Genomic DNA, 12,170 nt, shown 5'->3' with positions numbered 1-12,170 from the left:
GGCGACCTACACGGGCGAGGATCTGGGCGATATGGGCAGCATCGAGAACCCTCAGGCCCTCGAGGAACTCGAGGCGGCGCGGTAGCGCCGTCGGGATCGTCGCGGCTACTGATACGGTTTACTGTAGTCAATGACCGTCGATCACCAGGGACGGGGTCGGTGATCGGCGGTACATAGTTACAGCAATCCGTATGAGTCACTGTACGTTTGGTAACGCAGCTCAGACTCGGGATCGATCACGAGCCATTCAAAACGCGTCCCGCGTATCTATGTATATGAGCGAAGACGAATCCCGCGACCACGTCGTACCTGACACCGAAGAGGAGCTGTCGACGGCGGACGTTCGGGGCTACGATTTCCGCGGCGAGTTCGATTTTCAGGATCTGCTTAAATCCTACGAGACGACCGGCTTTCAGGCGACACAGCTCGCGGAGGCGATCGACATCGCCGAGCGGATGCAAGAAGAGGACGCGACGATCTATCTGACCTGCACCTCGAACATCATCTCGTCGGGGCTGCGCGAGGTCGTCGCGGCCCTCATCCGCGAGGGTTACGTCGACGTGCTGATCACGACGTCCGGTTCGCTGACCGAGGACGTTATCAAAACGGCGAAACCGTTCAAGATGGGTGAGTGGAACGCGGACGAGGCCGAACTCCGGGAGCGCGGAATCAACCGGCTCGGCAACATCTTCGTCCCCTCCGACCGGTACGTCTGGCTCGAGGAGTACCTCTACGACTTCTTCGACGACTTCTTCGCCGAGGAGAAGGTGCGAACGCCAACGGCGTTCGCCCGCGAGTTGGGCGAGACCCTCGACGACGAGGATTCGGTCCTGAAACAGGCTGCCGACAACGACGTGACGGTGTACTGCCCGGCGCTGACCGACGCCGAGGTCGGGAACTTCCTCTACTACTATCGGCAGGGGTACGACTCGGAGGTCGGCATCGAAATTCTCGACGACTACGACTCGTTGATCGAGGACGGGCTGCTGGCGGATACCACCGGTCTGATCGCGGTCGGCGGCGGCGTCCCGAAACACCACGCGATCATGACGAACCTCTTCCGCGGGGGCGCGGATTACGTCGTCTACATTTCGACGGGGATGGAAGGGGACGGCTCGCTGTCGGGCGCGCCGCCGAACGAAGCGGTCTCGTGGGGGAAGATCAAGGACACGGAGACGAACTACACCCAGATCGAAGCGGAGGCGACGCTCGTCTTCCCGCTGCTCGTTGCGGGCGCGTTCGACCTCTGATACGGATTGCTGTAACGATTTACCGGCGCAACCGCGACCCGGGCGGCGGTTACGCTGGAAATGACTTACAGTAAACCGTATGAAGGCCCGTCATCGAGAGCGACGCCGCGGAATTCGATAATCTCGAGGCGGAACTCCCAACGGAGATCAGCGAGGAACTGAGCAAGCCGTTCCGACCGCGAGAGATCCTCGATTCTCGGGACCGCCGTCCTAACCGATTCGTCGGCACGGCGGTCGAGTCACCACGGTGGTGTAAGAGCGGATCGGTGGCGGCCGCTGTGACGCAGACGCCGAGGCGTTCCACACCGCGGGTTCGGGGCGTCCGAGCGGTGCTCCGGCGTCGGTGGTTAATTCCTTCACGACCGCGAGCGCGGCGTCCAGAGTCCGATCCGTCGGTCGAGCAGCGTAACGACGACGACGTGGGGGAGTGTCAGTACCGCGATCCCTACCAGATAGAGCCCGAGCAAATCGGCGGGAGTCGCCGGCGTCGTCGGTATCGCGAGTGCGAGAACGGCGAACAGCACCAGCGCGCCGGCGGTCAGCGGCGCAGCGTCGCGAGCGAACCGGCTGAACGCGCCAGCGAAACAACGCCGAGCGAGGCGTCCGCTCGTCTGGCCGTCGAGCAGCATCGCCCGGAGGATGTGTCGCAGCGAATGCCAGAACGGAAAGTACAGCCCGATGGCGAGGATCGGCGGTACGACCGCGAAGTACGCGACCAGTCCGAGCGTTTCGCCGGCATCGAGCAGCCAGGGGCCGCGGTCGTCGGCTCTATGAAGGCCGAACGCGAGCGACCCGAGTATCGCCGTCGCGAGGAAAGCGCCGACGGCGAAGCGTGCCTCGAGCGTGAATGCGGGCTCGAGAGCGGTCGCTGCGGCGGGATCGAACAGTCCCACCAGCGCCTGTGCGACGAAGGCGTACTCGGCCGGAAACGCGATCAGCGGGACGAGCATCGGGATTCCGCCGCGAACGAACGCTGTCAGCGCGCGGACCGCCCGCGTTCGGAGGTGGTCCGCACCCGCGAGCGCGACGAGTGCGTAGACGTCGCCCTGTCCCCAGTGGACGAGCGTCAGTGCGATGAACGCCGCGAACGCGGCCGCGGGTGCGCGCCACCAGACGATCGCATACAGGCCGCCGACGACCAGGTACAGGCTACCGACGAACGCCAGGTCGCGAGGGGTGATTGGGCGACTGCGCGCACGGGGAAGCACGAGGTGATCGACGGCGCCGTGGGGGAACCCGAGGACGAGGACGCTCGCCGCGAACGGAAGCAGCTGTGCCCACAGCGGGATCGAGTCGGCTGCGGCGGCGATGACCACACCGACGACGAGGATCGCGACGCCACCGGTAAGCGCGATTCGGGCGGCGACCCGACGTGCGACACTGGCTGTCATCTCTGTCTCGGGCGCGCTCGAGGCCGTCGGCTCAGTCATCGAGCGGCCAGCCGTCGAGTCGCCTCGAGACCGATCGGAACGGTGAACCGGTCGGATGCACGCTCAGGCGGTCGATAACCCATACGTAGAGGACGATCCCCTGAACGATGAAGACGTTCGTCACCAGGAAGAACAGCATCTCCTCGAGCGGCAGACCGGCGACGCTGATGCCGATCGTGTGCGTCTCCGAGATCATCCAGATGCCGAGCGAGATCGCGACCCAGTCGGCGAACCACAGGTATAGCGTCGGAACGGCGATCGCGAGTAACACCTGTCGTCTCGCGCGGACGAGGTAGGTGAGACCGAACCCCCACTGGATCGCGAGGATCGGGCCGGCCCAGACCAGAATCGCTCCGAGATAGAACGTCGACGTCGAACCGAGCAGGAGCCAGCCGGCGAGACAGATTGCTGTGCCGGCGAGGACGCCGACGACGCGGTGACTGATCGGGAGGTCGAGCGAGACGTCGGCGACCTCGAGCAGGTGAAAGAGCCAGAACGCCGTAAGCGCCGTCTGGAGGACGAAAAAGAGGTACTCCTCGATGGGGGTGTACCAGACCGTCGCAATAACGGCACCCTCGCCGTACCACCAGACGCCCTCTGGGATCAATGCGTTCGTCCACGGTGTGGTGTACACCACTGCTAGCGCGACCAGAACGACGAACCCCGAGATCGCCTGCCAGTTCCACCGGGCCCGCTCGCGTCTGACGGCGAGCCAGCTCAGCAGGGCGATCGGCGGGAGCGTGAAGACGAGGTGGAAACCGAGGTAGGTGAGCGGAGGTGTCATCGGATGGAGCTGGAGGCCAGTATCGGGTCAGTTGCGTCCGGGTCAGTCGTCACTCGTCGTCGCGACGGCCTTGCGGGTCGAGCCGTAGTCGAGACCCGCGGTGATCGACTCAGGCTCCTTGGCGACGTAGAGGACGACCAGCCCGGTGACGATGTACTTCGTGATGATGTCGAGGACACTGTAGCCCCACGAGGTGATCGCGACGTCGAGCACGGCGATCCCCTCGACGCCGAGTCCCCACAGGATCGGGTAGCCGAACCAGCCGACGACGGTGAGAATTTTCAGCGTGTTGAACAGGTCGGCGGTCCCCGTCTTCTCGGCTTCGGCCGTCCAGTCAACCATGATGATGTAGACGATTACGAGGAAGAACAGCGAACTGATCACGAACCACCACCAGCGCATGACCAGCGAAGAGGTGGTCAGTGCGGCGGCCAGACCGGTCACACACATCGCGATCGTAAACGCGCAAGTCGTCATGATCTTCGTCAGGTTCGATCCCGCGATCAACCCGAGCACGATGAGGATAAACGGCGTCGAGAACGTCCAGGTGAGATAGCGCCCCCACATGGTCAGCACCTCTTCGCCGGCCCGCGGATGACCCGCGGGCATCTCGATGAAACTTATCGTAAGTCCGGAGGCGAGCCCCGTATAGCTCGAGATCGAGACGACCGATATCAGCATCGTCGCGACGAGGATGAGATTGGCTCGCGGATCCGTTACCCCCCGACCCATCGCGACGATAAACAGAATCGTCAACCCTGCGAGCGCGATGTTGACCACGAACGACAGCGCGAGCAGCGTGTCGTCGAAGACGTACTCGAAGATTTCCGCCTGCGTCTCCGGTGCCTGGAGAACGATCTGCTGGGTGGTTGTCGCTAGTGTGTGAATTGTTTGCATCTATTTCGACACATTCGACCGTATCGAATTGACAATGTGGCCATACTAGTAAGGGGCCTTCGGGCCGCTTATCGAGGTCGACAGAGGCTCTGAACATAACGAGTTCGTTGCCCCCTGACGTAGGTCCGTCCCGTTACGTTTTACCCCGCCCGGCCCGAATCGCCCCCAATGACTGCCCAGACCGTCCAGCAGGGCGACCTCGTGACCGTCATCGGCCTCGAGGTCCACGTCCAGTTGGAGACCGATACGAAAATCTTCTGTAGCTGTTCGACCGAACAAACCGACGAACCCAACGCGAACGTCTGTCCGGTCTGTCTCGGCCTACCCGGCGCCCTGCCGGTACTGAACGAGGCCGCCGTCGAAGCGGCCGTCAAGATCGGGAAGGCGATCGACGCCGACATCCCCGAAGAGACCCGCTTCCACCGCAAAAACTACTACTACCCCGACCTGCCCAAGAACTTCCAGATCACCCAGTACGACGAACCGATCTGTCAGGAGGGGACACTCGAGGTCGCCGTCGAGGGCGACCGACGCAACGTCACGATCGAGCGCGCCCACCTCGAGGAGGACCCGGGCAGCCTGCAACACGTCGGCGGCGGTGGCGGCATCGATTCCGCGGAGTACACCCTGGTTGATTACAACCGGGCGGGGACGCCCTTGATGGAGATCGTCACCGCCCCGGACTTCCGCAGCCCGAGCGAGGTTCGGGCGTTCCTCGCCGAACTCGAGGAGGTCCTCGAGTACCTGAGCGTCTTCGACGCCGAACGGGACGGCAGCCTGCGCATCGACGCCAACCTCTCGATCATTCCCGACGAAGAGATCGAGAGCGACGACGTCACCGAGATCGGCGCGGAGGCGCTGGCAGCGGCCAACCGCACCGAAGTCAAGAACATCTCGAGTCACAAGGGCGCTCAGAAGGCGCTGGCCTACGAGGAGACTCGCCAGAAGAACGCGATTCAACGCGGTCGCGCGGTCGAACAGGAGACCCGCCACTGGGACGAGAGTCGGGGCATCACGGTGTCGATGCGCTCGAAGGAAGAAGAGAAGGATTACCGCTACTTCGAAGAGGCCGATCTGCCGCCGCTGCGCGTCTCGGACTGGAAAGACGAGATTTCGATTCCGGAACTCCCCTCGGCGCGTCGCGAGCGGTTCCAGGACGAATACGAGTTGAGCGAGGAGGCCGCCTCGAAGCTCACCTCGACGAAACAGGTCGCGGATTTCTACGAGGACGTCGCCGGCGAGTACGACCCGGACCTCGCCGCCACCTGGGTTGCGGACAACCTGCTTGGCGAACTCAACTACCGCAACATGGAGATCGCGGACCTCGAGGGGCGACTCGAGGCGGTCAAGCGACTCGTCGAACTCGTCGCCGAAGACGAGATTACGGCGAAAAACGCCCGTGAGACGGTGCTTCGATCCATGCTCGACGACGAGAAGGGGCCCGACGAAATCGTCGAAGACGAGGGGCTCGGCAAGACCGGTGAGGACGAGGTACAGGACGCCGTCGTCGAGGCCATCGACGAGAATCCCGACGCCGTCGAGGACTACGAGTCGGGCGACGATGGCGCGATCAACTTCCTCGTAGGACAGGTCATGCAGAAGACCGGCGGCAGCGCGGACCCCGGCGACGTCAACCAGTTGCTGCGCGCCGAACTCGAGGGGTAATCGACGACTCGGATCGATTTTCGGCGACCAATCTAGTTGGGAAGTTGACAGCGACGTTCCGCGACCATGCGAATTATTAGCGGAACTCGTGTCGGTAGTCGGCATGGATCGCATTTCGCTGGGAAACGACGAGTTCGAAGGACGAAATAACGCGTACGTCCTCGCCGACGACGAGAGCGACGCGCTCGCGCTTGTCGACACCGGTATCGCCACGGACTCCGTCCGAGGCGACCTCCGCGACGGACTGGCAACGCGGGGGTACGAATTCACCGATATCGACGATATCATGCTCACGCACTTTCACGTCGATCACGCCGGGTTAGCGGGGGACATTCAGGCCGAAAGCGGCGCGACGGTCTACGTCCACGAAGCCGATGCGCCGCTGGTCGAACAGGATCCCGACGCGGTGGCCGCCGTCGAGGACCGCCGCCGCGACGTCCTCGAGGAGTGGGGCGTTCCCGAAGCCTCGCGCGAGGAAGTCCAGGCGTTGCACGAACAGTTCTCTCACATCGAAGGAGCCCCCGCCGACGTGACGCCGATCGAGGACGGAACGGTTCTCGAGGTCGGTGGTCGAACCCTCGAAACCGTCCACGCACCCGGTCATTCGGCCGGACTCTGCTGTTTCGAGCCCATCGGTGGGCCGGAGACACCCCCCGGGGATAGCGCGGCCGCCGAAACCGGGAGGGAGGCGTTCGTCGGCGACGCCGTGTTGCCCGTGTACACGCCGAACGTCGGCGGGGCCGATCTTCGCGTCGAGCGCCCGCTCGAGCGGTATCTAGAGTCGCTGGCGCGTCTCGCGAATCGCTCCTACGAGCGCGTCTGGCCCGGCCACCGGGATCCGATCGACGAACCGACCGAGCGGATCACGACGATTATCGAGCACCATCGCGAACGAACTGAGACGATTCTCGATCTGCTCCGCGATCACGGTCCGGCGGATCCCTGGACGGTGAGTGCTCGACTCTTCGGCGACCTCGAGGGGATTCACATCGTCCACGGCCCCGGCGAAGCGTTCGCGCATCTCGATCACCTTCGTCACGAAGGAGTGGTCGCCCTCGAGGGCGGCGAGTATCGACTGGTCGATCGAGCGGTCGATCCGGAAACCGTGATCCCCGATACCACGTAGCCTACACAGATCCTTTAATACGTTCATACTCCTCCATCGGTTCGTGCCAACAACCCGCATATTTATTAACGGGGAATAGAAACTGGTGTGTGAGAATCGGTAACTCAGTGACTCACAATGGCTAACGAAGATAACAATAACCGGGATCCGGGAAAAGATGGAAACGGAGCCGTCGGACGGCGAACGTTTCTGGGGGCCGCAGGTGCAGGGGCTGTCGCGACTACCTTCGCCGGTTGTCTTGGGGGTGAGGACGAAGCGCTCACGATCGGTCATCTCGCACCGATGGACAACCCGCTCGGGGTCGGTTCCGATCGAACGGCACAGATGGCCGTCGACGAGATCAACGAGAACGGCGGGTTCGACGGCGAGGAAGCCGAACTCCTCACGAGAGATACGCGAACCGAACCGTCCGAAGCACAGGACGTGACAGAGGAACTCATCCAGCAGGAAAACGTCGACCTGCTCGTCGGGACGTTCAACTCCGAAACGACGCAGTCGATTCTGGATCTTACCGCGGAGTTCGATGTCCCGTTCATGATCACCGGCTCGGCCGACCCCGGGCTGATCACGGACTTCGTCGGCGACGACTACGAGGAGTTCAAGAACGTGTTTCGCATCGGTCCGATCAATTCGGACTTCCAGTCGGAGTCGATCGCGGACTACTGCGAGTACCTCTCGGAGTTACACGGCTGGGACGAAGTCGCCTTCCTCCGCGACAACGCCGCGTGGACGGAGCCGTTCGGCGAACACGTACCGGATCTGCTCGCCGAGCGGGACATCGATATCGTGCTCGAAGACGCCCTGTCGATCGAAATCGACGACCTCGCTCCGGTGCTGAGCGACGTCAACGAATCGGGTGCGGACTACATCCTCCGGTTCTTCGCTCACATCAACGCCGGGGAGATGCTGGGAATCTGGCACGAAGCCGAGTACGAATTCGGGATCGAAGGCATCCACGTCGCCGGAATGTTGCCGGTGTACCACGCCGCCACGGAAGGTGCCGCGAGCTACGAGACGACCTCACAGTCCGGTGCCGCCGGCGTCTCGCCGATCACGGATCGAACGCAACCGTTCGTCCAGGACTACGCCGAGCGCTATGAAGGCGAGGACGAGCCACCGACGCAAGCGCCGATGTACATGGGTTTCAACACCTACGACGGCATCTCCATCTTCGGAGAAGTCGTCGACGCGATAGGAACGACGAACACGCGAGACAATCTCGACGAGTTCGTCGACGAGATGCTCGAGATCGACTTCACCGGCGTCGCCGGGCAGATCAGTTTCTACGGCGAAGACTCCGACTACCCACACGACGTCGAGGAGGAGCGCGGAGACGACGGAACGATCACGAACTTCCCGATGACCCAGTGGACGCCGGAGGGAGACATCGAGTGTGTCTACCCCGAACAGCATCAGACCGCCGAACACCAGATGCCCCACTGGATGCAGTAAGCAATGCTCGGAGATATCGGCACATTAGTGCTACAGGGCGCGATGATCAGTGCGATTTACGCGCTGATCGCCATCGGTTTCACGATGATCTTCGGCGTCGGCGGCATTCTGAACCTCGCCCACGGTGCCCTGATCATGGCTGGCGCGTACATCTTCGGAATCCTCGTCAGGGAGACGACCGTCTCCTGGATTGCGCTGCATCCGGCTATCGCGTTCCCGGTCACGGTCGTCGCCGTCGCCGTCCTGTCGTGGGGTCTGTATCAGGTGCTCGTGCGCTGGGTCGAAGACAACGTCGTCATCACGTTCCTCGCGACGGTCGTCGTCGCAGTCGCCTCGACCGAACTCGTCATCTATCTGTTCGGAGACACCCCGATGGGGATGACCCTGATATCGGGTGCCCTGAACCTCGAGCCCTTCGGGATCAATGCCAGGCCGCGGTACGTTCAGTTCGCCGGGTTCGTCGTCTCGTGGATCGCGATCGGGCTCCTCTGGTTCTACATTACCAAGACCGACGATGGACGGTCGATTCTCGCGGCTTCGATGAGCGAACGCGGCGCCCAACTGACCGGCGTCGATCTGCACTCGGTCCGGGCAAAGACGTGGCTCATCGCCGGAGCGCTGGCGGGAATCGCCGGCATCTTCCTGGGATCGACGGGCAGTGCGACGCCGCTCATGTGGCTCAACCCGCTCGCGCTGGCGTTCATTATCGTCGTCATCGGCGGTATCGGATCGATCAAGGGGTCCGTTGTTGCGGCGTATTTCATCGGATTCCTCGAACAGTTCACGGTTACCTTCGTGGGACAGGGATTCAGAGGAATTCTGTCGCTGGTCGTCCTCGCGATATTCCTGTTGTACCTGCCCCAGGGCCTCTACGGGAGGGAGTTCGTCCATGATTAGTACGATTCTACTACTCGGAACGATACTCAGTACCGTTCCCGGTCGTATCGAGGACGTGGCCGGTTCGGTCCGACGGAACGTCCTGTTGCCGATCGGGCAGACACTCGATCGACTCCTCGCACCGGTCGACCGAGCGCTCCAGCCAGTTGCAGACGGCTACAATCGGCGGCTGGGGACGTACTTCGGAGAGATGACCGGACTACAGTTCGCGCTCATCTTCGGCGCGCTTATCGCCTTGCTCACCGCGGGGCTCTGGGCGCCGCTCGTCAGCGGCAGCCTCTTGCGAACGCTGGCCCTCGCCAGCATCTGGGCCATCTTCGCCATGAGCTGGGACATCCAGAGCGGCTACACCGGCTACATCAGTTTCGGTCACTCGGTTCTCTCGGCGGCCGCCGGCTACACGACGGCGCTGCTGCTCGTCCACGTCAACCCGGAGCTGTCGCTGTGGATCACCGCACCGATTTCGGTCCTGGCCGCCCTCGTGCTCGGACTGTTGATCGCGCTGCCCTCGCTCCGACTCGAGGGGCCGTACTTCTCGCTGATCACGTTCGTCGCCGTGCTCCTGTTCTACAGGCTGACGACCGCGTTCACCTCGCTCGGCGGCATTCCCGGGTTCAGCAGTCCGGACGTGTTCACCTGGGATCCGACGATGCGATACTACTACATGCTCGTCCCGATGTTGCTCATCGCGCTGGCGCTGACGTTCATGGCGCGGTCGAACCTCGGGATGATCCTCGTCGCGATCCGGGAGAACGAATCGGCGGTTTCGGCCGCCGGCATCAATCCCACGAAGTTCAAGATCTGGTCGTTCGCGCTCAGTTCGATCCCGATGGGGATCGGCGGGGTGTTGCTCGTCGGGTTTACCGGCAACGTCGACCCCCACACCTTCGTCATCGTGGACAACAGCATCGAGATGATCGCGATGGCCGTCATCGGCGGGATGAGCTCGATCCTCGGCCCGCTCGGCGGCGCATTCCTCTTCGAGTTCCTCAACCACGAGGTACTTCACGGGTTCTCGACGCCAGTCCGGTATCTCTTCCTGTGGGGGCTCGTCTTGCTCGTGCTCGTGTTCGCACGCGACGGCCTGTTCAGGATGATCTGGCACCGTCTCGGCGCCGTTCGAGGTGAGAACGAATGAGCGTACTCGAGGTCGACGGCCTGACGAAACGGTTCGGCGGACTCGTCGCCGTCGACGACTTCTCGCTCGACGTCGAACAGGGCGAGATCGTCGGACTGATCGGGCCGAACGGCTCGGGCAAGTCGACGGTGTTCAACTGCATCATGAGCATCTACGACGTCACCGAGGGGACGATCCAGTTCAACGGCGACGCGATCACCGACGACAAAACGCACGAGATCGTCAACAAGGGACTCTCACGGGTCTCACAGGAGTCGAACCCGATCGATCTCTACCCCGTCGCAGGGAACATCAAGCTGTTCACGCTGCCGAACAGTATCCGCTCGCTCCGGGGCGGCGCGAGCGACGAAGAGATCTACGAGTACGCCGCGCGGATCGACATCGAGGACAAACTCCAGGAGATGCCCGACGAGTTGCCCCACGCGGACGTCCGGCGGCTCGAGATCGCCAAGGCGCTGGCGACGGAGCCGGAGATGCTGTTGCTCGACGAGCCGTTCGCGGGGATGAATCAGGCCGAGATCAACGAGCTCGCGGGTCAGATCGAGCGCTTCCGCGAGGAGGGGATGACGATCGTCGTCGTCGATCATAACATGGGCGGGTTGATGAACCTCGTCGATCGCGTCGTCGTCCTCAACAACGGTGAAATGCTCGCGGCGGGCTCCCCCGAGGAGATCGCCGAGAACCAACGCGTCCAGGAAGCGTACCTCGCAGGGGAGGGACTATAATGACGGACACGATCCTCGACATTCAGGACCTCAACGTCTACTACGGCAAGTCACACGCCCTACAGGGCGTCTCGCTGTCGATCGAGCAGGGAGAGATATACGGCGTGATCGGACCGAACGGGGCCGGCAAGACGACGATGCTGAACGCCGTCGCCGGCTTCATCGACTATGAGGGGACGATCCGGTACGACGGCACGGATCTCTCGACCGTAAGCGGACGGGAAATCGTCGAGAGCGGGCTGATCTACTGCACCGAAAATCGGGACCTGTTCCCGTTCTTTTCGGTCCACGAGAACCTCCTGATGGGGGCGCAGTTCCGTGACGACCGCGATGCGGTTCAGGACGATCTCGACATGGTCTACGACCTGTTCCCGCGGCTCGACGAACGCCGCGAACAGGAGGCCGAGACCATGAGCGGCGGCGAACAGCAGATGCTCGCCGTCGGACGGGCGCTGATGAGCGATCCCGAAGTGTTGATGCTCGACGAGCCGACGCTCGGACTCGCGCCGGTCATCATCGAGGACATCGGCGAGGCACTCACGACGCTGAACGAGGAGGAGGGGCTGACGATCTTGCTCGCCGAACAGAACTCGACGTTCGCGCTGCGTCACGCCGACCGGCTCTCGCTGATCGAAACCGGGGAGATCGAGTTGGCGGGAACCCACGAGGAGTTCCACGACAACGAGTACGTTCGCGAGGCGTACGTCGGCGTTCACTGACGACGGCGCGGAACGGGTTTTTCGGAGAGTGGCAAATATCGAGCACCAAGAGGGCGGATGACTCGACTCGAGCCGTCGAGTCCAACC

The 12,170-nt window shown here is 62.8% G+C and carries 11 protein-coding genes; 8 read left to right on the top strand and 3 right to left on the bottom strand.

From position 1 onward, the window contains the following. The first annotated feature begins 275 nt into the window (after positions 1 to 275). Complete coding sequence (locus tag GS429_RS03215) at positions 276 to 1,250, top strand: deoxyhypusine synthase (protein WP_160062633.1); 975 nt, start codon at positions 276 to 278, stop codon at positions 1,248 to 1,250. Between the two features lie 356 nt (positions 1,251 to 1,606). Here the strand turns inward: GS429_RS03215 and GS429_RS03210 are convergent, their stop codons facing one another. The 3 genes from GS429_RS03210 to GS429_RS03200 are packed head-to-tail and all read right to left on the bottom strand — an operon-like array spanning position 1,607 to position 4,361. Then, entirely contained in the window at positions 1,607 to 2,680 is a 1,074-nt protein-coding gene (locus tag GS429_RS03210; RefSeq protein WP_160062631.1) for a Brp/Blh family beta-carotene 15,15'-dioxygenase, read from the bottom strand. Then, the gene (locus GS429_RS03205) at positions 2,673 to 3,464 is read right to left on the bottom strand and encodes a lycopene cyclase domain-containing protein (RefSeq protein WP_160062629.1); all 792 of its coding nucleotides are present in this window, start codon (positions 3,462 to 3,464) and stop codon (positions 2,673 to 2,675) included. The genes GS429_RS03210 and GS429_RS03205 overlap by 8 nt, the downstream gene beginning before the upstream one ends. Before the next feature lie 42 nt (positions 3,465 to 3,506). Next, complete coding sequence (locus GS429_RS03200) at positions 3,507 to 4,361, bottom strand: bacteriorhodopsin (RefSeq protein ID WP_160062627.1); 855 nt, start codon at positions 4,359 to 4,361, stop codon at positions 3,507 to 3,509. A gap of 168 nt (positions 4,362 to 4,529) precedes the next feature. Between GS429_RS03200 and gatB the strand changes: the two genes are divergently transcribed. The 7 genes from gatB (at position 4,530) to GS429_RS03165 (ending at position 12,083) form a co-directional block, all read left to right on the top strand. Continuing rightward, positions 4,530 to 6,026, top strand: coding sequence for an Asp-tRNA(Asn)/Glu-tRNA(Gln) amidotransferase subunit GatB (gatB, locus tag GS429_RS03195; protein WP_160062625.1), 1,497 nt, complete (start codon positions 4,530 to 4,532; stop codon positions 6,024 to 6,026). A gap of 103 nt (positions 6,027 to 6,129) precedes the next feature. Continuing rightward, positions 6,130 to 7,152: an MBL fold metallo-hydrolase gene (locus tag GS429_RS03190; protein WP_160062623.1), complete on the top strand. Its 1,023-nt coding sequence runs from the start codon at positions 6,130 to 6,132 to the stop codon at positions 7,150 to 7,152. A gap of 117 nt (positions 7,153 to 7,269) precedes the next feature. Further along, complete coding sequence (locus tag GS429_RS03185) at positions 7,270 to 8,604, top strand: ABC transporter substrate-binding protein (protein WP_160062621.1); 1,335 nt, start codon at positions 7,270 to 7,272, stop codon at positions 8,602 to 8,604. Positions 8,605 to 8,607: 3 nt separating this feature from the next. Beyond that, positions 8,608 to 9,501 carry a branched-chain amino acid ABC transporter permease gene (locus GS429_RS03180; protein WP_160062619.1) on the top strand — a complete coding sequence of 298 codons (894 nt, stop codon included), beginning with the start codon at positions 8,608 to 8,610 and terminating at the stop codon, positions 9,499 to 9,501. Then, positions 9,494 to 10,639, top strand: coding sequence for a branched-chain amino acid ABC transporter permease (locus GS429_RS03175; protein WP_160062617.1), 1,146 nt, complete (start codon positions 9,494 to 9,496; stop codon positions 10,637 to 10,639). Before GS429_RS03180 ends, GS429_RS03175 begins: the two co-directional genes overlap by 8 nt. Further along, positions 10,636 to 11,364: an ABC transporter ATP-binding protein gene (locus GS429_RS03170; protein ID WP_160062615.1), complete on the top strand. Its 729-nt coding sequence runs from the start codon at positions 10,636 to 10,638 to the stop codon at positions 11,362 to 11,364. Before GS429_RS03175 ends, GS429_RS03170 begins: the two co-directional genes overlap by 4 nt. Further along, complete coding sequence (locus tag GS429_RS03165) at positions 11,364 to 12,083, top strand: ABC transporter ATP-binding protein (protein ID WP_160062613.1); 720 nt, start codon at positions 11,364 to 11,366, stop codon at positions 12,081 to 12,083. The genes GS429_RS03170 and GS429_RS03165 overlap by 1 nt, the downstream gene beginning before the upstream one ends. Positions 12,084 to 12,170 lie beyond the last annotated feature (87 nt).

Origin of the sequence: Natronorubrum halalkaliphilum, from assembly GCF_009834785.1 — an archaeon.
Classification (GTDB): Archaea; Halobacteriota; Halobacteria; order Halobacteriales; family Natrialbaceae; genus Natronorubrum; species Natronorubrum halalkaliphilum.
The sequence above is the reverse complement of the archived record's forward strand: the minus strand, read 5'-3'. Positions and strand labels throughout refer to the sequence as shown.

Coding starts and splice junctions, on each gene's coding strand:
- GS429_RS03215 (WP_160062633.1), top strand. CDS start 276: ATGAGCGAAGACGAATCCCGCGACCACGTCGTACCTGACACCGAAGAG.
- GS429_RS03210 (WP_160062631.1), bottom strand. CDS start 2,680: ATGACTGAGCCGACGGCCTCGAGCGCGCCCGAGACAGAGATGACAGCC.
- GS429_RS03205 (WP_160062629.1), bottom strand. CDS start 3,464: ATGACACCTCCGCTCACCTACCTCGGTTTCCACCTCGTCTTCACGCTC.
- GS429_RS03200 (WP_160062627.1), bottom strand. CDS start 4,361: ATGCAAACAATTCACACACTAGCGACAACCACCCAGCAGATCGTTCTC.
- gatB (WP_160062625.1), top strand. CDS start 4,530: ATGACTGCCCAGACCGTCCAGCAGGGCGACCTCGTGACCGTCATCGGC.
- GS429_RS03190 (WP_160062623.1), top strand. CDS start 6,130: ATGGATCGCATTTCGCTGGGAAACGACGAGTTCGAAGGACGAAATAAC.
- GS429_RS03185 (WP_160062621.1), top strand. CDS start 7,270: ATGGCTAACGAAGATAACAATAACCGGGATCCGGGAAAAGATGGAAAC.
- GS429_RS03180 (WP_160062619.1), top strand. CDS start 8,608: ATGCTCGGAGATATCGGCACATTAGTGCTACAGGGCGCGATGATCAGT.
- GS429_RS03175 (WP_160062617.1), top strand. CDS start 9,494: ATGATTAGTACGATTCTACTACTCGGAACGATACTCAGTACCGTTCCC.
- GS429_RS03170 (WP_160062615.1), top strand. CDS start 10,636: ATGAGCGTACTCGAGGTCGACGGCCTGACGAAACGGTTCGGCGGACTC.
- GS429_RS03165 (WP_160062613.1), top strand. CDS start 11,364: ATGACGGACACGATCCTCGACATTCAGGACCTCAACGTCTACTACGGC.